The organism is Streptomyces sp. NPDC014991 (assembly GCF_043080665.1).
In the GTDB taxonomy this organism is placed as follows: Bacteria; Actinomycetota; Actinomycetes; order Streptomycetales; family Streptomycetaceae; genus Streptomyces.
In genome coordinates, this window is sequence record NZ_JBIBVY010000026.1 from 69,694 (window position 1) to 94,389 (window position 24,696).

General features: G+C 72.8%; 22 protein-coding genes and 1 pseudogene. 8 read left to right on the forward strand and 15 right to left on the reverse strand.

Translation table 11 applies throughout. From position 1 onward, the window contains the following. The 3 genes from ACF1BE_RS30520 to ACF1BE_RS30530 all read right to left on the reverse strand — a co-directional run bounded on the left by ACF1BE_RS30520 (nucleotide 1) and on the right by ACF1BE_RS30530 (nucleotide 5,390). Nucleotides 1–2,271: a S9 family peptidase gene (locus ACF1BE_RS30520; protein ID WP_392202238.1), complete on the reverse strand. Its 2,271-nt coding sequence runs from the start codon at nucleotides 2,269–2,271 to the stop codon at nucleotides 1–3. After that, the gene (locus tag ACF1BE_RS30525) at nucleotides 2,247–4,028 is read right to left on the reverse strand and encodes an N-acetylglutaminylglutamine amidotransferase (protein WP_392202239.1); all 1,782 of its coding nucleotides are present in this window, start codon (nucleotides 4,026–4,028) and stop codon (nucleotides 2,247–2,249) included. The genes ACF1BE_RS30520 and ACF1BE_RS30525 overlap by 25 nt, the downstream gene beginning before the upstream one ends. 165 nt (nucleotides 4,029–4,193) lie before the next feature. Further along, the gene (locus ACF1BE_RS30530; RefSeq protein ID WP_392202240.1) at nucleotides 4,194–5,390 is read right to left on the reverse strand and encodes a glutamate--cysteine ligase; all 1,197 of its coding nucleotides are present in this window, start codon (nucleotides 5,388–5,390) and stop codon (nucleotides 4,194–4,196) included. Nucleotides 5,391–5,687: 297 nt separating this feature from the next. Between ACF1BE_RS30530 and ACF1BE_RS30535 the strand changes: the two genes are divergently transcribed. The 5 genes from ACF1BE_RS30535 (at nucleotide 5,688) to ACF1BE_RS30555 (ending at nucleotide 8,268) form a co-directional block, all read left to right on the forward strand. Next, on the forward strand, nucleotides 5,688–5,924 hold the full coding sequence (locus tag ACF1BE_RS30535; protein WP_392202241.1) for a DUF2945 domain-containing protein: 237 nt from the start codon (nucleotides 5,688–5,690) through the stop codon (nucleotides 5,922–5,924). Between the two features lie 7 nt (nucleotides 5,925–5,931). Further along, nucleotides 5,932–6,273: a DUF3140 domain-containing protein gene (locus ACF1BE_RS30540; protein WP_392202242.1), complete on the forward strand. Its 342-nt coding sequence runs from the start codon at nucleotides 5,932–5,934 to the stop codon at nucleotides 6,271–6,273. 140 nt (nucleotides 6,274–6,413) lie between these two features. Continuing rightward, a complete protein-coding gene (locus ACF1BE_RS30545; protein ID WP_392202243.1) occupies nucleotides 6,414–7,637 on the forward strand; it encodes a spore photoproduct lyase family protein in 1,224 nt (407 codons plus the stop codon). Nucleotides 7,638–7,714: 77 nt separating this feature from the next. Then, nucleotides 7,715–8,071, forward strand: a complete 357-nt coding sequence (locus ACF1BE_RS30550) for a PRC-barrel domain-containing protein (RefSeq protein WP_392202244.1) — start codon at nucleotides 7,715–7,717, stop codon at nucleotides 8,069–8,071. Nucleotides 8,072–8,094: 23 nt separating this feature from the next. Continuing rightward, complete coding sequence (locus ACF1BE_RS30555; protein ID WP_392202245.1) at nucleotides 8,095–8,268, forward strand: hypothetical protein; 174 nt, start codon at nucleotides 8,095–8,097, stop codon at nucleotides 8,266–8,268. 21 nt (nucleotides 8,269–8,289) lie between these two features. Here ACF1BE_RS30555 and ACF1BE_RS30560 read toward each other — a convergent pair whose 3' ends face one another. The 5 genes from ACF1BE_RS30560 to ACF1BE_RS30580 form a co-directional block, all read right to left on the reverse strand. Next, nucleotides 8,290–9,150, reverse strand: coding sequence for an oxygenase MpaB family protein (locus ACF1BE_RS30560; protein WP_392202246.1), 861 nt, complete (start codon nucleotides 9,148–9,150; stop codon nucleotides 8,290–8,292). A 288-nt stretch (nucleotides 9,151–9,438) separates the two neighbouring features. Next, on the reverse strand, nucleotides 9,439–9,921 hold the full coding sequence (locus ACF1BE_RS30565) for a DUF3618 domain-containing protein (protein ID WP_392202247.1): 483 nt from the start codon (nucleotides 9,919–9,921) through the stop codon (nucleotides 9,439–9,441). Then, the gene (locus tag ACF1BE_RS30570) at nucleotides 9,918–10,346 is read right to left on the reverse strand and encodes a phage holin family protein (protein WP_392202248.1); all 429 of its coding nucleotides are present in this window, start codon (nucleotides 10,344–10,346) and stop codon (nucleotides 9,918–9,920) included. The genes ACF1BE_RS30565 and ACF1BE_RS30570 overlap by 4 nt, the downstream gene beginning before the upstream one ends. A 161-nt stretch (nucleotides 10,347–10,507) precedes the next feature. Beyond that, on the reverse strand, nucleotides 10,508–10,792 hold the full coding sequence (locus ACF1BE_RS30575; protein WP_392202249.1) for a hypothetical protein: 285 nt from the start codon (nucleotides 10,790–10,792) through the stop codon (nucleotides 10,508–10,510). A gap of 152 nt (nucleotides 10,793–10,944) precedes the next feature. Then, nucleotides 10,945–11,397, reverse strand: coding sequence for an SRPBCC family protein (locus tag ACF1BE_RS30580; protein ID WP_392202250.1), 453 nt, complete (start codon nucleotides 11,395–11,397; stop codon nucleotides 10,945–10,947). Nucleotides 11,398–11,853: 456 nt separating this feature from the next. Here ACF1BE_RS30580 and helR point away from each other — a divergent pair, with 456 nt between their 5' ends. Continuing rightward, nucleotides 11,854–14,001 (forward strand): RNA polymerase recycling motor ATPase HelR, encoded by a 2,148-nt coding sequence (helR, locus tag ACF1BE_RS30585; RefSeq protein WP_392202251.1) that lies wholly within the window; start codon nucleotides 11,854–11,856, stop codon nucleotides 13,999–14,001. A gap of 169 nt (nucleotides 14,002–14,170) precedes the next feature. On the opposite strand, the pseudogene ACF1BE_RS30590 reads toward helR, so the two are convergent. Further along, nucleotides 14,171–14,516: pseudogene (locus tag ACF1BE_RS30590) on the reverse strand (sodium-independent anion transporter); the annotation flags it as partial. A gap of 482 nt (nucleotides 14,517–14,998) precedes the next feature. Here ACF1BE_RS30590 and ACF1BE_RS30595 point away from each other — a divergent pair. Both ACF1BE_RS30595 and ACF1BE_RS30600 read left to right on the forward strand, forming a co-directional pair. Beyond that, nucleotides 14,999–15,427, forward strand: coding sequence for a septal ring lytic transglycosylase RlpA family protein (locus ACF1BE_RS30595; RefSeq protein WP_392202252.1), 429 nt, complete (start codon nucleotides 14,999–15,001; stop codon nucleotides 15,425–15,427). A 182-nt stretch (nucleotides 15,428–15,609) separates the two neighbouring features. Further along, nucleotides 15,610–17,547: a cellulase family glycosylhydrolase gene (locus tag ACF1BE_RS30600; protein WP_392202253.1), complete on the forward strand. Its 1,938-nt coding sequence runs from the start codon at nucleotides 15,610–15,612 to the stop codon at nucleotides 17,545–17,547. A 120-nt stretch (nucleotides 17,548–17,667) separates the two neighbouring features. Here ACF1BE_RS30600 and ACF1BE_RS30605 read toward each other — a convergent pair whose 3' ends face one another. The 6 genes from ACF1BE_RS30605 to ACF1BE_RS30630 all read right to left on the reverse strand — a co-directional run. Next, a complete protein-coding gene (locus ACF1BE_RS30605) occupies nucleotides 17,668–18,129 on the reverse strand; it encodes an AAA family ATPase (protein WP_392202254.1) in 462 nt (153 codons plus the stop codon). A gap of 50 nt (nucleotides 18,130–18,179) precedes the next feature. Further along, nucleotides 18,180–19,619 (reverse strand): MFS transporter, encoded by a 1,440-nt coding sequence (locus ACF1BE_RS30610; protein ID WP_392202255.1) that lies wholly within the window; start codon nucleotides 19,617–19,619, stop codon nucleotides 18,180–18,182. Nucleotides 19,620–19,813: 194 nt separating this feature from the next. Then, complete coding sequence (locus tag ACF1BE_RS30615) at nucleotides 19,814–20,563, reverse strand: FAD binding domain-containing protein (RefSeq protein ID WP_392202256.1); 750 nt, start codon at nucleotides 20,561–20,563, stop codon at nucleotides 19,814–19,816. A 330-nt stretch (nucleotides 20,564–20,893) separates the two neighbouring features. Next, nucleotides 20,894–23,086 carry an MMPL family transporter gene (locus ACF1BE_RS30620; protein ID WP_392202257.1) on the reverse strand — a complete coding sequence of 731 codons (2,193 nt, stop codon included), beginning with the start codon at nucleotides 23,084–23,086 and terminating at the stop codon, nucleotides 20,894–20,896. 403 nt (nucleotides 23,087–23,489) lie between these two features. Further along, on the reverse strand, nucleotides 23,490–24,152 hold the full coding sequence (locus tag ACF1BE_RS30625) for a ScbR family autoregulator-binding transcription factor (RefSeq protein ID WP_392202258.1): 663 nt from the start codon (nucleotides 24,150–24,152) through the stop codon (nucleotides 23,490–23,492). A 395-nt stretch (nucleotides 24,153–24,547) separates the two neighbouring features. Beyond that, the coding region (locus tag ACF1BE_RS30630) for a sigma-70 family RNA polymerase sigma factor (protein WP_392202261.1) at nucleotides 24,548–24,696 on the reverse strand (149 nt) is incomplete at its 5' end.

Sequence of the window (24,696 nt, forward strand, 5' to 3'; positions counted from 1 at the left end):
TCAGCCGGTCAGATGGCGTTCGAGCCAGTCGGCGGCGGAGCGGCGGAAGAACCGCCGGTTGTCCGCGCGCAGGAAGTCGTGCCCCTCGTCGCGCAGCGTGAGCAGCTCGGCGGTGAGGCCGCGTTCGCGTGCGGCCTGTACGAACTGCTCCGACTCCCCCGGCGGCACATTGGTGTCGTGCTCCCCGTGCACGGCGAGCACCGGCGCGCGCAGCGCGTCGATACGGCTCATCGGTGACAGGGAGTGCAGCAGTTCGCGGTCGCGGTCGGGATGACCGTACTTGTGGGCCGCCGACTGGGCGATCCAGGGTTCCGTGCCCTCGAAGAACGTCGCGAAGTCCGACATGCCGCACACCGCCACCCCGGTGCGGAAGAGGTCCGGATGCCAGACCAGCGAGGCGAACGTGAGGTAGCCGCCGTACGAGCGGCCCATGACGGCCAGCCGGGACGGATCGGCCGGGCCGGCCAGCACCGCGTGGGCCGCGCAGTCGGCCACGTCGTCCAGCGCGGCGAACCGGCCCCTGCCCAGGTCCGCGTCGACGAACGACCGGCCGTACCCGGAGGAGCCGCGTACGTCGGGGGCGAAGATGTCCAGTCCCCGCCCGAGGATCTCGTGGTAGAGCGGGTTGAGGACGGGGCGTTCCTGTTCCTCCGGGCCGCCGTGCAGGTGGATCACGCAGGGTGCCGGTTCCGCCGAGCCGCGCCCGGGCGCACGGTAGTACCAGCCGTTCAGCGGCAGCCCGTCCCGCGCGGTCAGCCGCAGCTGGACCGGTCGTACGGGCGGACGGCCCGGGGGAACGGCGTCCTCGTCCCGGGACGACCACGGGGTGCGGAGCAGGGACACGCCCTCCGGGAGCCACCACACTCCGGGCCGGCGCTGGGACCCGGACAGGGCCAGCACCAGCCGCCGCGTGCCGGCGCCCACGATGCGGGTGACCACTTCGTGGGGCAGGGGAACGGGCCGGGGCGGGCCGGTGGCGGCCGCGGCCGTGCTGGAGGGGTACAGGTCGAGGATCTCCACCTCGCTGGCGCCCCGGACGTTCCACGCCAGCACCGCGGTGCCGCCGTCATGGGCGACCTGGAGCAGTTCCAGGTCGGTGTCCTCGCGCGCGGCGGCGACGGACCAGCCGCGGGGCTGTGCTTGCGGGTCGAGGTCGGCGGCCAGCAGGACCGCGAACTCCCGGTGGGCGTTGCTGCGCAGCCAGAGGGTGTCCGCGCGCGGCGAGAACCTGCCGATCCACGGGTCGCCGTCGGCCACCGGCACCACGCAGGTCGTCGCGCCGTCGGTGGTGCGCAGCACGACCGCCTCGCGCCTTCCGCGTGGTCCCCGGCGCAGCAGCGCCAGGGCGCCGTCGCGGCTGAGGTCGCACACGCGGAGTGTCGCCGCGTCCTTCTCGCTGGCGAGCAGGACGGGCGCGGCCACGCCGTCGGGGTCGATCAGATAGGCCGACAGCCCGTCACCGAAGCCCGCCGTGGGGACGGCGTGCCGGTCGTACGGGGACCCGGAGGCCATGGCGGTGCCGGTCAGGCCGGGCAGGAGCAGTCCGCGTACCGCCCCGGTGTGGGGTGGCGCGCCGAGGAGTACGGCGTCGCCGTCCCGTCCCGGCCAGCCGGCGGGCGGTGCGGATTCGGTCGCGGCGGGCTCCGCCCCGGTGTCCTGGGGGGCGGGCGGGCCGGTGGGGACGGCGACGGTGACGGCGACGGCAGATCCGTCGTGCGCCCAGCAGCCCAGGTGGGCGGAGCTGCCCGGCTCGGCTCCGGCCAGGATGTGGCGGCCGGTGCCGTCCGGACGTACGCACAGCACCCGTGAGTGTTCACCGCCGCCGGGGGCCGTGGTGTAGGCGATCCAGCGGCCGTCGGGCGACCAGGACACCTCGCGGACGGGGTCCGGATCGGAGTCCAGCAGCCGCACGTCGTCCCCGTCGACGGACCCCGCCCACAACTGGGGCACGCCGCCGCGGTCGCAGATGAAGGCCGCCTGTGTTCCGGCGGGGTCGGCCGAGGGGTACCAGCAGCCGTGCGCGACGAGCCGGGTCGTGGCTTCGCGGGGCCCGGAGGCGTCCGGCAGCGGGACGCGGGCGGGGGCGGCGAAGGCGGGGGGCAGGCCGTCGGCGGGACGGCCTTCGCGGGTACGGCCGTCGCGGGCCGGCGGAGCCGGGCTCGCGTCCCGTGCCCGGTGGGCGACGGTGGGCTGCCCGGCTGCGGCGGCGGCCGTGCCGGCCGTGTCCTCCGCGGCGCGCCGCTCGGTCAGATTCCGTGCGTCTGAAGCCATATCTCCAGCAAAGCCACTTGCCACAGCGCGTTCGCTCCGCGCTTGGTGCGGTGTCGGTCGGGGGCCGCCAGGAGTTCGGCGAGATAGTCGTCCTTGAAGAGGCCGCGCCGCTTGGCCTCGGGGGCGTTGAGCGCCTCGCGCACCCGGTCCAGGACGGGCCCGGCCATGTGGGTGATCGCCGGGACCGGGAAGTAGCCCTTGGGACGGTCGACCACCTCGTGGGGCAGCAGCTTGCGGCCGGCCTCCTTCAGGACGCCCTTGCCGCCGTCGGCCAGTTTCAGCTCGGGCGGGCAGGCGGCGGCCAGCTCCACCAGCTCGTGGTCCAGGAACGGCACGCGGGCCTCCAGGCCCCAGTCCATGGTCATGTTGTCGACCCGCTTGACCGGGTCGTCCACGAGCATGACATGGGTGTCGAGGCGCAGCGCGGCGTCGAGCGCGGTCTCGGCGCCCGGCGCGGCCATGTGCTCGTGGACGAACCGGCCGGAGACGTCCTCCCGCGGCAGCATGTGCGGCTGGAGCATCGCGGCGAGGTCGGCGTGCGTGCGGTCGAAGTACGTCTCGGCGTACCTGTCCGGTTCCTGTTCGCGGGCCACGGAGGCCAGTTCCGGGTACCAGTGGTAGCCGGCGAAGACCTCGTCCGCGCCCTGCCCGCTCTGGACGACCTTCACCTCCTTGGCCACCTGCTCGGACAGCAGGTGGAAGGCGACCACGTCGTGGCTCATCATCGGCTCGCTCATCGCGGCGACGGCCCCGTCCAGGGCCGTCGACACGCGCTCCGAGGGAACCACCAGCTGGTGGTGGTCGGTGGCGAACTCCCGGGCGATGAGGTCGGAGTAGGCGAACTCGTCCCCCTCGGCGCCGCCCTCCGACTCGAAGCCCACGCTGAACGTGGCGAGGTCGCGCTGGCCCTCGTCGGCCAGGAGCGCCACGATCAGGCTGGAGTCCAGGCCGCCCGAGAGCAGGACGCCGACGGGTACGTCCGCGACCATCCGCCGGCGTACGGCGGTGCGCAGGGCTTCGAGGACCGCGTCCCGCCATTCGCTCGCGCTCATGCCCGCGTGCTCGGGGCGGCGCGTGTACGACGGCTGCCAGTAGCGGTGGTCCCGGTGGGTGCCGTCCGGCTCGACGACCCGCACGGTGGCCGGGGGCAGCTTGCGGACGCCGTTCAGTATGGTGCGGGGCGCGGCCACGGTGGCGTGCCAGCTGAGGTACTGGTGGACGGCGGCCGGGTCCAGCGAGGTGTCGATGTCGCCGCCCGCGAGGAGCGCCGGGAGCGACGAGGCGAAACGCAGCCGTCCGGCGCTCTGCGCCAGGTACAGGGGCTTGATGCCGAGCCGGTCACGTCCGAGGATCAGGCGGCCGGTGCGGTGCTCGACCAGGGCGAAGGCGAACATGCCGTGGAAGCGGTCGACGCAGGCGGTGCCCCACTGCTGGTACGCCTTCAGGACGACCTCGGTGTCGGAGGTCGACCGGAACCGGTGGCCGAGCTGCATGAGCTGCGTGCGCAGCTCCTCGTAGTTGTAGATGCAGCCGTTGAAGACGCCGGTGACCTCCTGCTGGGCGTCGGTCATCGGCTGGGCCCCGAGATCCGACAGGTCGATGATCTTCAGCCGCCGGTGCCCCAGCGCCACGGCGCCCCGCGACCAGATCCCGTGGCCGTCGGGACCGCGGGCGGCGAGCCGGTCGCTCATGCGCTGCACGGCCACGACGTCTGGCCGCCCGCCGTCGAAGCGCATCTCTCCGCTCAGACCGCACATCAGGCACCACCTCCCCGGTGCACGTCCGGGTCGCGCGGTGGTGAGGTGTGCGCGGACCCGCCCGTCGGTATCTGGTCGGGGCTGGTTGACATGGTGGTGCATCTCCTTCGGGAACGGGGGTGCGTACGGTGTGGCCGGCTGGGGTGAGGGCGCTCTTCGTCCGCGTCAGCCGCCGGCGACCGGTGCCGGGTGGGGACCGGGAACCTCGTCCTCGGCGGGCAGACCGATGCCGGGAACGGGCCGGGCCGGGGCGGTGACGGTCCGGCGGCGCAGGCCGGCGGCGCCGCGGGTCTCCGCGATGGCCAGGTCGGTGCAGGCCAGCAGGTCCTGGTCCGCGGCCGTGCGGCGCAGGCGGTGTGCAGCGCTGCCGTCCGTGAGCGCCCGCTCCGCGAGTTCTCGGACCGTCCGCCAGTCGCCGGCGGCCTCGAGGGCCGGGCGGACCCGGCGCAGCAGGCTCCGGACGACCTCGGCCGCGGGCGCCTCCTGGCGGGTGCGGGGGTCGACGAGGACGCCTTCGAGGCCGGAGCGCGCGGCCCGCCAGGCGGCGGCGCGCAGCCACTCGTGGCGGCCCTGGCAGGGAGGGACCCCGGTCCGCTCAAGCCGCTCACGGGCCTCGGTCACGAGGGCCCGGAACAGGCCGGCGATCAGCACGACCGTCTCGGCGCGCGGGCAGGCGTCGCAGATGCGCAGCTCGATGGTCTTCTGATGCGCGGAGGGCCGTATGTCGTGATAGATCATCTTCGCGTCGCTGATGACACCGGAGCCGATGAGGTCCTGCACGGCCGTGTCGTACTCGGCCGCGTCGGCGTAGCACCCGGCCGGTCCGGCGGTGGGCCAGCGCTGCCAGAGCATCGTCCGCCAGCTGGCGTAGCCGGTGTCGGCGCCCAGCCAGAACGGGGAGCTGGCGGACAGCGCCAGCAGGACGTGCAGCCACGGTGCGACCTCGCACATGATGCGTACGGTCAGGTCGCGGTCAGGGGCGTCGACGTGGACGTGGGCTCCGCAGATCAGCTGCTCGTCGGCGACCATCCGGTACTCGTCGACCATGTGGCGGTAGCGGTAGCCGGCGGTGGGGTGGATGTCCGCCGTACGGGCCAGCGGGACGGTACCGGCGGCCACCACGGCCAGACCGTGGGCGGAGGCGGCGGCGTCGAGCCGGCGCCGGGTGCTGATGACGTCGCCGTAGAGGTCGTCCAGGGACGTGTGCACGCCGCTGTTCGACTCCACGGTCGCCTGCTGCAACTCGGTCGTGAAGATCTGTCTGGGGAGATCTTCCAGCACCGTGTCGGCCCTTGGTACGAGCAGGCCCGTCTCCACCTCGACGATGTGGAACTCCTCTTCCACTCCGATGCGAACGGTCACGGTACTCCCTGAGCTGACGGGCGGGCGCTTGGCCGCCTCGCCCCGAACCGACCCCGCCGGGCCGGCGGTGCGGACGGCGGGCTGTGCACCTCCGACTTCCCAGATGGCTCAGCAATAAGCAACCGATGCTCCGCGGAGACGGCTGCAACGCAGATGAGCGGCCTGGTTCCGGCGATGAGCGGCCGGGTTTCCGGCGGTCGCCGGCGGCGCCCGCCGCCTGCGCGTGCGGAGTGCGGTCCCCGCCCGCAAGGTGGTACTGCGAGACGACAACGGACACCTCACGGCGGGAGTACGACCATGGCCAGGGCGAAGGACTCTTCCGGGAAGAACGAGCCGTCCAAGGGTGACAAGGTCGCCTGGAGCAGTCACGGCAGTGAGACCTCGGGCACGGTGGAGAAGAAGATCACCGAGCGGACCGAAGCGGCGGGCCGCACCGTGGACGCCTCACCGGACGACCCGCAGTACGAGGTGCGCAGCGACAAGTCCGGCCGTACGGCCGTGCACAAGCCGTCGGCCCTCAAGAAGAAGAAGTAGCGCCGCCGTGGCGGGCGAGGACGAGCACCGCGAGACCCTGGACTCCTTCGGCGAACTGGTGAACATGTCGCCCTCCGCACTGGAGAAGTGGCTGGCGACCGAGGACTCCCGGGCGGCCGGACAGCACAAGGACGGGGGCGAGTCCACCGGGCACGCCTCCGGCCGCGCCATCGTGGACATCCTCCGCAAGAAGAAGACCGACCTCTCGGACGCGGACTACGCGCACATGCGCAAGGTGACCGGTTACATCCGGCGCCACCTCGCGCAGCGCCCCTCCGGGGACGTGCGGGACACGCGCTGGCGCCACTCGCTGATGAACTGGGGGCACGATCCCCTCGACGACGGCTGAGACCGGTCCGGCCGGCGACGGGGAGGCCGGAGCCGTCGACGCCCGGGACCCGGCGGACGGCCTGGGCCCGCGCCCGTACGTCCGGCGCGTGCCTACAGTGGTGTGAGGCCGCCACCCCCGACTTCCCGAGCGGAGCGCACATGAGGTACCCCTCCGCACCGGACGACGCCTCCGACGCCCTGTTCGGTCTCGACGCGCTGGACGCCCCTGCGGCGCCGGGCGGGGACGGCACGCCCGGGCACGGCGGCACGGCCTGCGGGGGCCGGCCGCAGGACGACCGCCCTCCGTTCCGCGACTCCCCCGCGGCCCGCCGCCTCCTGCCCGTGCGGGCCGTCTACGCGGAGCCGGCCGCCGCCGCCTCCCCGCGCGGCCGTCAGATCCTCGCCCGCTTCCCGGCCGCCGAGGTGATCGAGGTGCAGTCCCACTGGCGCATCCCGGGCCTGCACGGCAACGAGGGCAACGTCGAGCGCTGGGTGCGGGTGAAGGGCGAGACGCTGGTCCTGGGCGAGAGGAAGACGCTGACCACGCGGCCCAACGGCCGGTCGGCCGACTGGATCGCCCCAGGCCCGTCCAACGGGTGCGCGATGGCCTGCGCGTACTGCTACGTGCCGCGCCGCAAGGGGTACGCCAACCCCATCACCGTCTTCACCAACATCGACGGCATCATCGCCCACCTGGCACGGCACATCGCCCGTCAGGGCCGCAAACCGGAACCCAACCAGTGCGACGATTCGGCCTGGGTCTACGACATCGGCGAGAACGGCGACTGCTCCGTGGACGCCCTCATCTGCGACAACACCGCTGACCTCGTGCGGTCCTTCCGGCAGTGGCCCACGGCCAAGGCGTCGTTCGCCACGAAGTTCGTCAATCCCGACCTGCTGACGCTGGACCCGCGCGGCCGGACCCGGATCCGCTTCTCGCTGATGCCCGCGGCGGACTCCCGACTGCTGGACCTGCGCACCTCACCGGTGGCCGACCGGATCGCCGCCGCGGCGGACTTCCTCGACGCGGGCTACGAGGTCCACTTCAACCTCTCCCCCGTGGTCCTGCGCCCCGGCTGGCAGGACGCCTGGACCGAGGTGCTCCAACAGCTGGACGACGTCCTGCCGGACCGGGTGAAACGGCAGGCAGCCGCCGAAGTGATCATGCTGACGCACAACCGGGAGCTGCACGAGGTCAATCTCGGCTGGCATCCGCGTGCCGAGGAGCTGCTCTGGCAGCCCGCCCTGCAACAGGGCAAACGCTCCGAGAACGGCGCGTCGAACGTCCGCTACACCAACCACGTCAAGGCGGAGGCCGTACACGCCGTGCGCGGTCTCGTGGCGGCCCACGCCCCCTGGCTGCGCATCCGGTACGCCTTCTGATCACCACGAGGGCGGCGGCCGACGGCGGTGCCGACATCACCGGCGTCATGGTGGGTACCCCCGCAGAGGAGGTTGCGATGTTCGAGGCATCCGATATCCGTGAATGGCGCGGCCACGACGTGGTCGACCCGGGCGGTCACAAGATCGGCGTACTGGAGTCGGTGTACGTGGACACCCGCACCGACCAGCCGTTCTTCGCCACCGTGACCGTAGGCCTGCCCACTCGGCGCCGGCTGGCCTTCGTGCCTCTCACCGGTGCGACGGTGGGCCCGGGATACCTGAAGGTCGCGCACAGCAAGGACACCGTCAGGAAGGCCCCGGCGATCGACACCGACGGTGAGCTGACCGCCACCGAGGAACCGGGTGTCTTCGCCCACTACGAACTGCCCTACGCACCTGGCGCGGGCGGCGAGCGACGCCTGGCCCGCCGCTGACGCACGAGCCGCCGGGAGACCCGATGAGCCTGTTCCTGTTCCTGATCCTCGTGGCCGTCGTCCTGGGCATCATCGGAGTCGCCGCGCACGGCCTGTTCTATCTCCTGATCATCGGCGCCGTGGTACTCGTCGTCGATCTGGTCTACGCCGCGATGCGCTTCCGCCGGGGCGGCGGCAAGCACCGCATCCGGCGTTGAGGCGGGGCCGGGCCGGCCCGATCAGTCCGTGCGCGAGTACGGCGGCGGCGTCATGGCCCAGCGGATGGTCCGGGTCAGCACGTGGCCCGTGGGGCGAACGGCGATGTCCTCCACCACGGGGAGCCTGGGCAGCCACAGCATGTTCCGGGCCCAGGACGGGAGCAGCGCGACGCCGTTCGCGGCCAGCCCCGCGTAGAACGGCCGGGCCGCCAGGGGCAGCGGAGGCCGCAGCAGCAGGAAGCGGGCGGCGGCGCGGGCCTCCGCGGCGGCCCGCAGCTCGGACCGGTAGGCGGCGAGGCGCTCGGCCAGGGCACGGCGGTCACGGGGCGGGTCGGTCACACCCAGTGCCTCGGCGACCCGGGCGGTGTCGGCGACGTAGGCGTCGTATCCGGCGGCGTCCAGCGGGTGGGCCCCGAAGCGTGCGTGGGCTCGCAGGAAGCTGTCCGTCTCGGCCGCGTGCACCCAGCCGAGCAGGTGCGGGTCGGCGGCGTGGTAGGCGAGGCCGTCGGACGTGGTGCCGCGGATCCGTTCGTGGATGGCGCGGACGTGGTCGACCGCACGCTGGGCGTCCGCTGCGGTGCCGTACGTCGTCACGGCCAGGAAGGTGCTGGTGCGTTGCAGCCGGCCCCAGGGATCGCCGCGGTAACCGGAGTGGGCGGCGACGGCCGCCATGGCGCGCGGGTGCAGCGACTGGAGCAGCAGGGCGCTGATCCCGCCGACGAACATCGAGGCGTCACCGTGCACGGTCCGGATCGGACGGTCGGGGCCGAACCAGCGCGGGCCAGGTGTCCGGTGGATCCGGGCGCGGGTGACCGCCCCGTCGGGACCCGCGACCCGCTGGAACAGGGCCCTGCCCAGCTGCGCACGCACGTCCGCCACCATCCGCCACCTCCCGTGTCCTTCTTCAGTGTCCGGCACGGCAGCCCGGCCGTGGCTCGCCGGCCGTCCCGGCCGGTGGCCGTGCACGTGATTTCCGGGCGGCCGGCTGCGGGACGGCTCGGTGTGTACGGCGCCGGGAGCGCGGGGGGCGCCGGCTTCACACGGTGTCGCCGGTGCCCCCCGTACGGGGCGGGTCAGTCTGCCCGGTGTCCGGTCGGGCGGCGAGTGGTGGTGGTGGTGGTGCCGGCCCGCGCGGCGGCGGGCTGCCACCCCTTCGTCGCCGTCACGGGTTCATCCCCTGCGGCGGCGGCAGAGCAGCCCCACCACGACGACCGCCCCGACGGCCGCCATCAGCCAGGTACGGTTCTCCCGGGCCATCCGGGCGCCCTGGGCCGCCTTCACCCGCACCTGCTCCGGGGCCTTCTCCTCCCACAGCCGGCCCGCCTCGGCGGCCTTCGCGCGGGCCTGCTCGGCCGCCGAAGAGGCCTTGTCCCTGACCGGCTCGGGGAGCTTCTCCTGCACCCGGGCCGCCGCCTCGGCGGCCCGGGCCTTGACCTCACCGACCTTGACCGAGGCCTGCTCCTTCAGCTCACCGGCCTTCGCGACGGCCTGCTCCTTGACCTCCGCGGTCTTCTCCTGGGCGCGGGCCTTGACATCGGCCTTGGCCGCGAGCGCCTCCACGGTCTCCCCCAACTCCTGACGGGTGTGCTCGACCTGCTCCCGCAGCTCCTCCTGGCTGGAAGCGGTCGGTTCGTCATGCGGCGGCTGGGTCATCGGTGCGCACTCTCCTTGATCTCGGCCACATCGGCCTTCACGTTCTCGATCGTCTGCTGGGGCGCGGGCGGCGCGGCCTGGGCGACTTCCTTCTTCCCCTTGAGCGCCATCACCGCGGCGATCACGCCGAGGACCGCGGTGACGATGAGGGCCGCGGCCCACACCGGCAGGGGTACCGCCAGTGCGGCGATCACCGTGGCCACGAGGGCCTGGAGCATGAGGAACCCGACCAGTCCGGCACCGCCGAACAGTCCGCCGCCCTTGCCGTACCGCTTGCCCTTGTCCTTCATCTCCGCCTGTGCCAGGCGCAGTTCGCCCCGCACCAGCTCCGTCAGCTGCTGCGACGCGCGTTGTACCAGTTCGCCCACCGGCTCCGAACCCGGCGCCTGCCGGCCTGCCTCCTGGTGGAACTGTGTATCCGACATGACGATCACCTCCCGTCACTCGTTGTGTCCGGGCCGAAGACGCCGTCGGCGCCCGGCCCCCGGAGAGCCTGCGAGTACCCCGAACAGAGCAGTGCAGGGCAGATGGCCCGGCTTCATCCGGCCGACGGTGATGAAGCGGTGCCTCGCTGTTCCCGGTGTTCTCATTCGGGCGGCAGCGCGGGCAGCGCGTCCGCCCTCTCGGCTGTCAGGTCGAGCGGCTGCAACCGGCTCCAGTACCGGTGCAGTGCCTCTTCCGGGGCGTCGGACGCCGGGACCGAGGGGTCCTGGAAGGCCAGATGCAGCTCCTCCACCCGGTCCTCACCCGGCCGGTGGGGGTAGGGCCGCGGCCGGCGGCGGTTCCACCAGCGGACGGCCGCGACGGCCGTCCCCGCTCCTGCAATCGCCGCGAAGCTGATCGCGAACGCCTCGTGCCGCGTGACCGCCATGGCCCTGTCCCCTCCTCGTCGCGCGGTTGCCCGCCGTTGCCACCGCGTGTTGCCCGGCCGGCCGGGGTTATGCCCGTACGACGGCCGGACGCGAGACCGGTGCCCACGCCCGCCGTGCGGCAGGGTGCGGGGTACGGCCTCACCTGCGTGGCTCAGACCTCGCCGCGCCAGGCGCCGGTCTCGTCGCCGCCGCGGGCCTCGATGAACTTCTTGAATCGCGCCAGATCGCCGGTGACCTGCCGCTTGACGACGCCGAGCTTGTCGCCGACGGTCTCGGCCAGGCCGTGGGGTTCGTAGTTCATCTGCAGCATGACCTTGGTGCGGGTCTCGTCCAGACGGTGGAAGGTGACGACCCCCGCCTGCTTGGCCTCGCCGCTCACGGTGGTCCAGGCGACGCGCTCGTCGGGGATCTGCTCGGTGATCTCGGCGTCGAACTCGCGGGTGGCACCGTCGATCCTGGTCACCCAGTGCGTGAGGGTCTCCGTGCGCTGTTCGATGCGCTCGACGCCGTCCATGAACTGGGGGAAGGTCTCGAACTGGGTCCACTGGTTGTAGGCGGTGCGGACCGGGACGTCGACCTCGATGGACTCCTCCACCTGCGACATGCGTGTTCTCCTTGTCTCGGGTCTTCTCGGGATCCTTCGGGTCCTGCTCGCGTCGGGTGGCCGGACACCCGGTCTGTCCGTACGCGTACGGCGCTCGAACCCCGGCCGGCCGCGTTCGCATGACGGCACTCCGCCACCGCGCGTCCGGCGGCGTCGGGCGGGGTGTGTGACGCGGGTATCCCGAAGCCGGGTCCCTACACCAAGATCGTTCAGAGGGACGCTCGGTACCCTGGCTTCGTCACCGGTTTCCGGACGGGGACGGGACCGGGTTCCGGACGGAGACGGGCAAAAAGAAAAGGCAAGGAGGTCACCCACTCCTTGCCACTCTCAACATATAGCCGATCGGGGGCCTTGCGGCAAGGCCCCGGTCGTGCCGCAGAATGACCGGCCTGAACCGGTTTCTCGCGGCACCGGGTGTCGTCATGGCCGCAAGCGATCTCATATCGGAGCTGATGCGTGAACCCCCTGGCCCTCGGCGCGTTCGACCTTCCCGACCGCCTGTCCTCCAAGGCCGACCCGGCTCTGATCAGTGGCGACGAGGAGCACTTCGCGGCCATCGCGGAGTGCCTCGAGCAGTCGGTCGCCGAACTGTCCGACCGTCTGGAGGCCGAGCGGAAGGCGCCCGGCGGCAAGGGCCGCCAGGCGATGGACCGGGATGCGGAGATCCACCGGCTGACCGCCCGCCTGCGCACCCTGCGCCGTTTCGGCCTGGACCTGTGCCTCGGGCACATGGTGAGCACCGACCACCCCGAGCCCGTGTACGTCGGACGGCTCGGCCTCACCGACAGCTCGGGACGCCGGCTGCTGGTCGACTGGCGTTCGCCGGCGGCGGAGCCTTTCTTCGGGGCCACGCACGCCAATCCGATGGGACTGGCGAGCCGCCGCCGCTACCGCTGGACCCGCGGCCGGATCAGCGACTACTGGGACGAGGTGTTCGCCGCCGACGGCTTGGAGGGGCACGCCGCGCTCGACGACCAGTCCGCGTTCATCGCCAGCCTCGAAGGCAACCGCTCGGCCCGGATGCGGGACGTGCTCGCCACCATCCAGGCCGACCAGGACGCCATCATCCGCGCGGGGTCCCGCGGCGCTCTCGTCGTGGACGGCGGTCCGGGCACGGGGAAGACCGTCGTGGCCCTGCACCGCTCCGCCTACCTCCTGTACTCCGACCCCCGCCTGGGTCACCGCCGGGGCGGCGTGCTGTTCGTCGGTCCGCACCGGCCGTACCTGGACTACGTGGCCGATGTCCTGCCCAGTCTCGGCGAGGAGGGTGTGCAGACCTGCATCCTGCGGGACCTCGTCGCCGAGGGGGCGGCGGCGACCGTCGAGACCGACCCGGACGTGGCCCGGCTGAAGTCCTCCGCGGACATGGTGCGGGCGATCGAGAAGGCCGTCCGGTTCTACGAGGAACCGCCCGCCGAGGGGATGACGGTCGTCACCCCCTGGTCGGAGATCCGGCTGACCGCCGACGACTGGGCCGTGGCGTTCGATGCGGCGGAGCCCGGTACGCCGCACAACGACGCCCGTCACCAGGTCTGGGAAGAGCTGCTGACGATGCTGGTGGACAAGCACCCCGGCGACGTCTCGGAGACCCTGCTGCGCAGGGCGCTGCGGCAGAACAGGGAGCTGCTCACGACGTTCGGCCGCGCCTGGCCGCTGCTCGAGGCGGCCGACCTCGTCGGTGACCTGTGGACGGTGCCCGCCTACCTGCGGATGTGCGCTCCCTGGCTGGACCGGGACGACGTACAGCGCCTGCAGCGCGCGGACGCCCAGGCGTGGACGGTGTCCGACCTGCCGCTCCTGGACGCGGCCCGGCAGCGGCTCGGTGACCCGGAGGCGTCGCGGCGCAGGCGCCGGCACGAGGCCGCGGTGGCCGCCGAGCACGAGCGCATGTCCACCGTCGTCGAGGGCCTGCTCAGGGCGGACGACGACGGTGAGGGCGCGGTGATGATGCTGCACGGCCAGGACCTGAAGGACAGCCTCGTCGACCGGAGCGCCCTGCCCACCGTCGACCCGGACCTGCTCGCCGGCCCGTTCGCACACGTCGTCGTGGACGAGGCGCAGGAACTGACCGACGCGGAGTGGCAGATGCTGCTGCTGCGCTGTCCGTCCCGGAGCTTCACCGTCGTCGGGGACCGCGCCCAGGCCCGGCACGGGTTCACGGAGTCGTGGCAGGAACGGCTGGCACGGGTCGGGCTCGGCCGGGTCACCGTGGCACCCCTGAGCATCAACTACCGGACGCCCGAGGAGATCATGACGGAGGCCGAGCCGGTCATCCGGGCCGTGCTGCCGGATGCCAACGTGCCGGTGTCCATCCGCGGCGGCGGCGCGCCCGTCGTCCACGGGTCGACCGCCGACCTGGACGCGATCCTCGACGGCTGGCTCGCCGCGCACGCGGAGGGGACCGCCTGCGTCATCGGCGATCCCACGTTCCGGGCGACGCCGCGCGTCCGCTCCCTGACCCCCGAGCTGTCGAAGGGACTCGAGTTCGACCTGGTCGTCCTCGTCGACCCGGAGAGGTTCGGCGAGGGCATCGAGGGAGCGGTGGATCGCTACGTGGCGATGACCCGGGCGACCCGGCAGCTGGTCGTCCTCACGGGCGACTGACGCCGCCGGCCGGGGACTCCGCGACGAGCGGCGGTGCGCGTGCTCCGGCCGCGGCGTGGGCCGAGAGGTGGGCCGGAGTCGCCCTGCCGCTCGTATCCGCGTCGCGGGGAGAGGGTGAACGACGGGACGTCGCCGCTCCGGCGACCGAGCCGGCCGCCCGCTCGGCCCAGTGGCTGCCGGCCGGCTCGCCGCCGGGCGCCCCGTGCATGCGGGCGCCCGGCCTCGTTCAGACCGATGATCTCGGCGGTCTCGCCGCGCTGGGCGTACTTCGTCTCGATGGCGCCCGGGGCGGCCACGGAGGAAGCGGCCCAGATGTGCGCGGCCGTCAGGTCGATGACGGCCTTGCCGGGGTCGGTGGCGTAGTGGACCGGGCCGACGACGACACCGATGGCGAGGTTGTGGGTGGCGGCCACACGGACGACGGTGATCAGCATGGCCGTGATCTCCCCGGCCGGCATCCGCCTCAGCGTCCTCGGGGCGACGGAGTGCCAGTCGAAGGTGCCCACGGACACGAGCCTCGGCCTGAGGCGTGCCCTGCCGGAGGCCACCGACCGTCTCGACGCGGCACCGGACTCCCCCGCGAGGCACTGCTGGAGCGGGTCCGCGACTTCGAACACGCCGCCCGGCAGCGGGTGAGGGATCTGCGCACCCGGCCGGCCCGGGTGGAGGAGTTCGCGGCCACGCTGGCGGAGCGCCTCCCCCGCCCCGCGTAGGCGAGGTACACGCAGGCGGCCGTGCGCGGGCGGAACCTCACCACGGCTGCGTCGGCAGGCAGGCAGCGGACTTTCGTCATCCGAACAGCCTCCTCATCGCCGTACGAAGACTGCCTTCACGTTCCGGACATCACAAGTCTCGTGCGCCAGCGGCCAGTTCACACCTTGACGGCTGTGGTTCAGACCTTTTACGTTCCGATGCCGGGCGGACCTGCACCCGGGGCAGCGAGCCGGGTGCGGCCCGTCCTTACATCCGTCGACCGCGAAAGGCTGTGATCTTCTCCGTGGCCGTACAACCCCCCACCCGTTCCGCACTGTTACAGGCCGCACTCGCCGTCGCCCTCGCCGTACCGGCCGGCCTGCTCACCGCTTCCCCCGCCCAGGCCGCCGGCGAGCAGTGCTGGGCGACGCACTACGGCCCCCAACCGCCCGGCGCGCTGACCGCCAGCGGCGAGGTCTTCGACAACAACGCCGACACGGCGGCCACTTCGCTCAGCCGCCTGCCCCAGTTGCCGTTCGGGACCCGGGTCCAGGTGACGAACGTCGCCAACGGCAGGTCGCTGGTGGTCCGGATCAACGACCGGGGCACGTTCGCGCAGACCCCGCAGGAACCCAAGTGCCTGGATCTCACCGACGGCGCGTTCGGCCGGCTGGGCGGCAGCCTGAACCCCGACGCCGGACACATCGTGGTCACGCAGCAGGTCCTCGGCTGACGTCCGCCGCACGTTTCTTGATCCGTTCCGCGGCTTCCCCGTGACCTGGAGCGTTCTCCGCAAGGCTCGCGCACCGTCCGGGGCCGGCCGCGCTCCGGTCGTCCGCCTTCCGGCCCCGGCCCCGGCCGGGGCCGCCGGCCCGTCGCCCCGCTCCCCATGCCTCCGACCCAAGGCAGCCCCTCATGCCGATGCCACCAGCCGTGCTGCGGTTCGCCGTCGCCGCCGCGGGTCTCATGCTCACCACCGCCACCACCCTCACCACCACCCTGGCCACGCCGGCCGCCGCCGTACCACCGCGCTCCGCCGTGGCCGGGGGCGCCGCCGACGCGGCGGACCCCGCCGACTGGGAAGCGCCCCTGTCGGCCCGGGGCCGGTACATCGTCGACGCGCACGGCGACCGCTTCCGGCTGAAGGGCGCCAACTGGGACGGCGCGCAGGGGTCCTGGAGCGGCAGCGGAAGTGCCGCCGACCCCGCCAACCATCACGCCGGACAGGACTCCCACGGCATCCCCCTCGGTCTGGACCGCGCACCACTGGCCCAACTCCTCGCCGACTTCCGGCAGTCGGGGATCAACACCATCCGGCTGCCGTTCTCCAACGAGATGATCCACCGTACGGCTGCCGTCCCGGACAGCGCCGTCGCGGCCAATCCCCGACTCCGCGGCAGGACACCGCTGGAGGTGTACGACGCCGTGGTGGACGCGCTCAGCCGGGGCGGTTTCGCGGTCGTCCTCAACAACCACACCAACACCTCCCGCTGGTGCTGCGGCATCGACGGCAACGAGCGGTGGAACAGTGGGCAGTCCACCGGGCAGTGGGCGGACGACTGGGTGTTCATGGCCCGCCGTTACGCCTCCGTCCCGCGCGTGGTCGGCGCCGATCTGTACAACGAGGTCCGGCGCGACGTGCTGGACGATCCCAACTGGGGCCTGGGCGACGACCACGACTGGTACGGCGCGGCCCAGGCCGCCGCCGACCGCATCCTCACCGAGGGCGACCCACGCCTCCTCGTCGTCATCGAGGGGATCAACTGGACCGGGGTGCCCGTGGACGGGCTCCCCCACGGCCGGCCGGTGCTCACTCCCGCCCGCACGCTGTCGCACACGCTCGTGGACGCCCGGAAACTCGTCTACTCCGCGCACTTCTACGGTTACACCGGCCCGCACCACAGCGGTGCCACCGGCGTCGGCGAGACCCACGACGCCCGCTACCAGGACCTGTCACGCGCCGAGCTGGCCACGACCCTCGACGACGAGGCGTTCTTCGTGGAGGAGAGCGGCCGGCACTACACCGCTCCGGTGTGGGTGAGCGAGTTCGGCATCGGGTCGGGCGAGACGAACCCCACGGCCCGGGCCTGGTTCGGCAACGTCACCGGATATCTCGCCGAGCACGACGCCGACTTCGCGTTCTGGCCGCTGGTCGGCTTCGCGGGCCACGACGACTGGGCACTGCTGCGCTACGACGACACCGGGCACCGCACCGGCATCCTCGACCCCGGCGACTGGCGCGGCGCGGCATGGCAGCACCTGATGACCGCGCCGGGCGGCAAGGCCGGTCCCGTGACGCCGGTTCCCGTCTGGCGCATGCTCAGCACCGATCACGGTGACGCGGTCGCGTCACTGCGGGTGCGCGCCGCGGGAGACTGGGACCCGGGAGCGTACAAGGCCGCCTGCCCCGACGGCACCAGACTGCTCGGGCTCAGCCACACCGGCGGGCGCGGCCTGTGCACCGACACGGGTACGGCGGACCTGCGCGCCGCGGACGCGCGCCGGACGGTGGTCACCGACGAGCGGCAGGTGCCGGCCGGCGGGGACTGGGCATCCGGCTACACCAAGTACCAGTGCCCGGAAGGGGAGTTCCTCATCGGCTACGCGCTGCGCGGCGAGCGCGTGTCGACGGCGCTGTGCGTCCCGGCACGCGGCGCGCTGTCGGGTGCCGGGCGGACGGTGTGGTTCGACCGGTCCGACAACCGTCCCGCCGACGCGGCCGGCGGGGACTTCGCGTACGGCAGCTCCAAGGGGCAGTGCGCGGCGACGGAGTACGCCGCCGGAATCGCCTTCACCACCCGGGTGGGCAGCCGCCCCGGCCCCGCGGCCCTGCTGTGCCGCACCCTGCCCTGACGGCTGGGCCCGGGCCGTCCGCGGGCGCCCCGCGCCAAGCACCAGATCACCGCAGCACCCGGGCGACGGCTCTCGGGCAGCGGCCCGGCGGCACGGTCCGGGCCGAAGGGCGCACTCGGCTCAGGACCGCACCTCGAAGCCGCCCCGGCCGTCGAACCGTACCTCGTGCACCGCGTCGAACCCGTCCGCCGGCGACGGTTCGCGCAGCCGTTTCAGGGTGGCCAGGACACCGACGTCGGGGACCCGGTCGCGGCCCTCGCGCGCGGCGTTGCGCCGCAGGGATCCGGTCACGTCCGGCGGGAACCAGTAGGCCGTCGTCGTCGCGCCGTGGGCATGGGCCAGTTCCACCAGCGGAGCCCATTCCTGCGGCGACGGGTTCGTGTTGTCCACGGCCACCGCCCGTCCGGCCGCCAGGTGCTCGGCCAGCAGCCGCATCTGCCGGCCCTGCTTGTTCCTGGCCTTCTGGGGGAACAGGTCCTTGCTGACCAGCTCGTACCGGTCGGACAGGCACCGCGTGCAGAAGGTCGACTTCCCCGAGGCCTGCAACCCGACCAGCACGGCCACGTCCGTCTGTGTCGCCATACCGGCCACCATGACACATCGCCCCGGGCCGGACGAAACACCCGCGTCCGTCAGCGGGCCCGCGCGGCGGCCGGTGTGCCGGATCCGGGCTCCTGGCCGGTCCGCCGGGGCCGAAACGCGCGGGCCACGAGGAGCAGCAGGAGGCCGCAGGCGGCGACCAGCAGCCAGCCCGGGCGGGCGGCATGGGCCAGTCCCGCGGGGCCGGTGCCCGCGACCAGGCCACCGGCGACGGCGATGCCGACGGCGGAGCCGAGCTGTCGGGCGGTGGACGTGACGGCGCCCGCCACCCCGGCCCGGGCGGGCGGCAGTCCGCTCACCGCGGTGTTGGTGATCGGCGCGTTGGCGAAGCCGAACCCGATGCCGATGAGCAGGTAGGCGAACAGCAGCAGGTACACGCTGGTGTGCCGGTCGAGCCCGGTCAGGCACAGCCCGCCGGCGGTGAGGAAGCCGCCCGCCAGGCACAGCGGCAGCCGCGGGCCGGTACGGCCGACCAGGCGGCCGGACCACGGTGCGCAGACGGTGGCGCCGAACGCCATGGGCAGGGTCGCCGTACCGGCGGCCAGCGGGGTGAAGCCGCGGGCGTGCTGGAGGTAGAGGGTGTTGAGCAGCAGTGTCACGTTCAGCGCGGCGAAGACCGCCACGGCGCCCAGGACCGCGCCGCTGAACACGGGCCCGCGGAACAGGCCCGGGTCCACCAGCGGTTCGGCCCGGCGGGACTCCGCCCACACGAATCCCGCCGTCGCCGCGACGGCGAGGGCGTAGGCGGCGAGCGCCGCGGGTGACGTCCAGCCGATGCGCGGCCCCTCGATGAGGACGCCGACCCAGAGGCCGATCGTCACGGTCAGCAGGAGCTGCCCCGGAAGGTCGAGCCGCCGGGGCTTCGCCGCCCGGGACTCCGGCACGAACACCGCGCTGAGGACGAGGGCGGCCACGATGACCGGAGCGTTGATCCAGAACAGTGACCGCCAGCCGAGTCCCGCGACGAGAGCGCCGCCGGTGACCGGGCCCGCGGCCGTGCTGAGCCCGAAGACGGACGCCCACACGCCGATCGCCCGCGCCCGCTCCCGCGGGTCGGGAATGGCGTTGACCACGATGGCGAGTGCCACGGGGCTGAGCATGGAGGCGCCGATCCCCTGCACCGCGCGGGCCGCGATGAGCGTGCCCACCGACGGGGCCAGCGCGCAGGCCAGCGAGGCCGCGCCGAACACCGTCAGCCCCCACTGGAACACCCGCCGGCGCCCGAACCGGTCCGCCAGCGCGCCGGAGGAGATCAGCAGACCGGCCAGGACGATGGTGTAGGCGTCCACGGTCCACTCGAGACCGCGGGTTCCCACGTGCAGACCGTGGCCGATGGCGGGCAGGCCCACGTTGACGACGGTGGTGTCCAGGCCGACCAGGAACATGCTCAGACAGCAGACGGCCAGCACCGTCCAGCGTCTGCGGCTGCTCGGCAGGAGGGGTGGGGTCGGGGCGATCGTCGTCGCGGTCACGGTGTGCCTTCCGGGTACGGGAGCGGTGCCCGGTCAGGCTCGGTCAGGGCGACGGCCGGCGGCCAGCGTCTTTGCCGAGACGGCAAACGGCCGGCGGGTCCGGGACGGTTCTGCACCTGCGCGGACGTACGCCGCCGCCCGGTTCACGCCGTGACCGTGCGGCGGCGTCCCGGCTCCCGGGGCGCACGGCGGAGTCACCGCTGCGGCGCGCCGGGGCCGGCTCGGTCGTCAGCGTTGCCGTGCAGCAGACCGGTGACCTGCGGGCGGACCACCTGCCAGGCGACGGCCGGCAGGTCGCCCAGGGCCGTGCCGCGCAGTGCGTCGAGGGCCTCTTCGGCGTCGGTGTCAGCGGCGGTGTCCCCGCTGAGCACGTCGTAGCCGTCGCGTACGGCGACGCGCAGGCGCCGGTCCGCGCCGTCACCGGCACGCAGGGCCGAGGCCACGACCAGAGGGGGCGGCCCGCCCGCCTCGCCGGGCAGTTTGCGGTAGGCGGAGGCGATCGGCGCGCGCCAGCGCAGGCTGAGCAGGACGGGCCGTTTGGCGACGACCTCGGCCAGGTCCGCCTCGCGGATCCCGTCGGTCTCCAGAACCGTCGCGCGGGCATCCAGGACGAGGGCGGCGGGGAGCAGGCAACGCAGCGTACTGCCGACGAGGTTGCCCCCGACCGTCGCGGTCCGCCGCACGGCGCCGGTCCCGATCGTCGCGGCGGCCAGCCGCAGCACGTCCGGCTGCTGGGCGTCGATCCGGTGCAGGAGCACGGCGCCACCGACGGTCTCGCGTCCCAGGACGTTGGCCTCCGGCACCTCCCGCAGGGACATGGCGAGGCCGGGGAAACCGTCCCGTTGCCACGTCGCCCACACGAGCGTCGCCCCGCCGATCGGCACGGCCCCCTCGGCCAGGCATTCCTGCGCTTCCGTCACGGACGTGGGCAGACACAACAGCACGGCGCCGACCTGCCTTCCTGGTCACTGGGACGGCCGGCGTCGGCACCGCGGCCGACTGCCCGCCGAGAGCGCAGTCTTGTCGCACGGGCGGGGGCGCGTACAGGGCTCACACGGGCGTGCGGTGCGCACTGACCGCCTACGGTCACGGTTTCCGTGGCCCCCAGCTTTCCGCGCACGGCCGTGTCCGGTGCGGGGCGCCTGCGTCCGCGTCGGCGCCCGGGAGCGCCGGCACGGCTTGCCCGCCGAACGCGAAGAAGTCCTGCCGGGCGTGCGGCCCGGCAGGACTTCCGTGGGCCGTACGGCCCGGCAGAGCTTCGGTGGGTGACGCGGTCAGCCGCGGCGACCCGCCGGGTCGTGGGTGGCGTCCCGGTCCTCGTCTCCGTGCACCGGCGCGGAGCCGTCGGTAACGGCGGTCGCGCCGGCGGCCGGCACCGTCACCCGGTCTCCGTGGCCCGGCCACCAGGCCGCGTGGCCGATGAGCGCCGTGAGGCTCGGGGTGAAGAACATCGCCATCACGAACGCGGCGACCGCGATACCGAAGGAGACGGCGAAGCCCATCTCCATGAGCAGCGAGTTGCCCGCCAGCATCATCGTGGCGAAGGTCGCCGCCAGGATGAAGCCCGCCGCGGCCACGGTCGGTCCGGCGTGGCGTACTGCCATGCCCGCCGCCTCGCGGGGGTCGCGGCCCTCACGGGCCTCCTCACGCAGTCGGGCGATCATGAGGATGTTGTAGTCGGTGCCGATCGCGACAACGAACAGGTACATGATCACCGGGAGCATGAACATCAGCCCCGAGTGGCCCTGCCCGTCCTGGAAGATCCACACGGTGGCGCCGAGGGTGGCACCGAAGCCGAGGCCCACCGAGGCCATCAGGTACCAGGGTGCGACCACACTGCGCAGCAGCAGCCCCAGAATGATCATGATGAGCAGGGCGGCGACGGGGAACACCGTGCGGTAGTCGTGGTTCACCGCGGCGTTGATGTCCTTGAAGATCGAGGACATGCCGCCGACGAGCGCCTCGGTGCCGCCGGGCGCGGCGGAGTGCGCGACGTCGCGGACCCGGCCCACGGCGTCGATGGCCTTGTCCGTGGACGCCTCGTACTTGAGCGTGACGGTGAAGTCGGCGGTGGTGCCCTGCTTGTTCACCTGGGTCATGCGGGCGGCCGCGACACCGTCCACGGCGCCGAGCTTCTGCGCGTAGGCGTCGAAGGCGGACCTGTCCAGCGGCTTGCCGTCGGTGCTGGAGAGGTAGACGTCGGTGGGTGCCGCGGCGCCCGCCGAGTACGCCTTCTGCATCTCGTCCTGGACGACCATGGACTCCTTGGTCTTGGGCATGGAGCCCGAAGCCAGGTCGAAGGTGGCCTTGTAGCCGAGCGTGCCGAGCGACAGGGCGAGCAGGATGAGACCGGACACCACGGCGGTCAGCGCCGGGCGGCGCTGCACGCCACGGCCGAGGGCGGCGAAGCGGGCGTTCTCCGGTTCCTTCTGCCAGGACTTGGAGGGCCAGAACACCTTGGGTCCGATGAGCGAGACCACGGCCGGGATCAGGGTCAGGCCCGCGACCAGGGTGGCGGCGACCGCGATGGCCAGCGCCGGGCCCATCTGCTTGAGGAAGCCGAGCGTGGACAGCACGAGGGCGAGGAAGGCGATGATGACCGCTCCGGCCGCCGAGGCGATGGCCTCGCCGACCCGGGCGACCGCGTTGATCATGGCCTGCTTGGGCTCGTCACCGGCGCGCAGCCTTTCGCGGTACCGGAATATCAGGAACAGGAAGTAGTCCGTACCGACGCCGAAGAGGACGACGATCAGGATGGAGGAGATCGAGCTGTTGGCCTGGAGGTCGAACAGCTTGGTGGCGTAGGCGATCAGCCCGTTGGCGACGGCGGACACGAGACCGATCAGCAGCAGGGGCAGCACGGCGAGGATCGGCGCCCGGAAGATGATCAGCAGCGTCACCAGGATGATCACGAAGGTGCCGATACCGATCAGCGCCTGGCCGCGCTTGGACGAGTCCTCCTGGTCGAGCGCCTGGGCGGCCGAGCCGCCGAGTTTCACGTCGAGATGCGTGCCCTTGGCCAGTTTCCTGACCTCCGCGCGCAAGTCCCTGGCAGCGTCGACCTGTTTGGGCTGGCCGGCGTTCTTGCTGTCCATCTGCACCAGGGTCAGGGCGTACCTGCCGTCCTTGGACGGCTGGCCGGGGACGACCTTCTGCACCTGGTCGATGTGCTTCTTGCCCAGATCCGAGGTGATCCGGGCGACATCCTTCTGGTCGGCGGCGGTCAGTTTGCCGCCGTCGGTGCGCTGGTAGAGCGCGATCGCGGACGGGGTGAAGGCGCTGGGGAACGCCCTCTCCTGGAGTTGTGCCGCTTTGATGGATTCGTAACTCTTCGGCAGGAAACTGCTCTCGTCGCTGTTGGAGGGCAGACTCGGAGCGGTGGCCACAATGGCCACCGCGGCGATCAGCCACGCCACGATCGTCCAAACGGGATGACGGACGACGGCGTTGCCTATTCGTCGGAACATGCGGAGGGTCCTCCTGGGAAGGAAGATCACCGCAGCCCGGGGAGCGGTCCCTGGCATCGGCGACCCCGACCGGCACGCAGGTCACGGGCCGGTCGCTTGGTTGTCTTGGTCTCACATCCTAGTGACCACGCGCACATGATTTCGCATCGGACGCGCTGCCCGCGTCCGACGCCGTCCAGAGGTGAACGGATCGCCAACGGCAGTCGGCACGGGCGAGGTTGAGAGTGATCCGGGCGGCGGACGGAGTCCCGCGTGCCTGACCGGGCAGATGACGCGGGCCCTTCGGACGGCGGCCGTTCCGTACCGTGCGGTCCCCTCCGGAAAAACCGGCTCAGCGGTTCGGTATCAGGCGGCGGGTGCGGCGTGGACACGGCTGAGGGAGGGGTTCCGGCGTGGGGCCGGGTCAGGCGGGGGCGCCGGCCAGGGCCGCCGACTTCTCGTGGACCTCGGCGATCACGCGGGCGCCGCGGTCCGGCGCGGTGTCCAGCCGGACCAGGACGGCCGGGGCCGCGATCGAGGGGAGGAGGTGGTCGTACAGTGCCGCCATACGGTCGTCGAGGTCCGCCCAGCCGGCCACCGCCTGCGAGACGAACTGCACGCCGATCCACGCACCGAGGAAGACCTGGGCGGTCTCCTCGGGCGCCACGTGCGGGAGGACCTCACCGCGTTGCTTGGCCTCCGTCAGGACGCACGAGGTCAGCCGCGCCCAGGCCGGCCAGGTACTGCCGAGGACGTCGTGGCCCTGGAGGTCGGCGGAGAGCCGGACACCGGCGAGCAGCATGGGTTCCTGGGGCAGGCGCTTGGCCAGGGTCATGCCCGCGTCCACCCACTCCTGGAGCTTCAGCTCCCGGGGCACGTGGTACTCGGTCCTCATCTGCTCCTGGAGCACACCCCGTGCGAGGGCGGCCTTGGAGTCGAAGTGGAAGTACAGGGCGCCCTTGGTCACGCCGGCCCGGTGGAGGATCTCGGCGATGGTGGCAGCCGCGTATCCGCGTTCCGCGAAGACGCCGGCGGCGGCCTCGAGAACAGCACGCCGGGTCCGGACAGCTCGCTCCTGCTGAGCCATGGCCCCTCCCCGGCCGGAAATCAAACCGAACAGGACGTACCCTACCGCACGCCGTTCAACAAGAGGGCGAGGCAGGGCCGTTGGGCGAATGCCGGGTGAAGGGGCGCCGAGCAGGCCCGACTTGCCCGCCGGGGGACGGGGGAAAGCGGAAAGCCCCCGCGGGTGGGGGGCTGTGGCCTGCCTTGTGGGCATGCGCGCCGGAACCGGCCGGAGGCGCGGACGGGCGGTGAACACGGCGGCGACGCCGTCGACGCACGACGCCCCGCACGGCCGTCGGCTCCCCGGCGGACCGGGAGCCCTCGGCCCCCGCACGCGGTGGCGCGGGCGACCCGACGAGTGCGGGGCGACGGTGACGGCGCCCCCGTGTTCAAGGGCGCCGGGTGAGTCCGTGGCCGTCAGCTGGTGGCCAGCATCCCTTCGCGCAGGCGCTTGAGGGTGCGGGACAGCAGCCGCGAGACATGCATCTGGGAGACACCCAGACGCTCACCGATCTGCGCCTGCGTCAGCTCCTCCACGAACCGCAGATGCAGGATCACCCGATCCC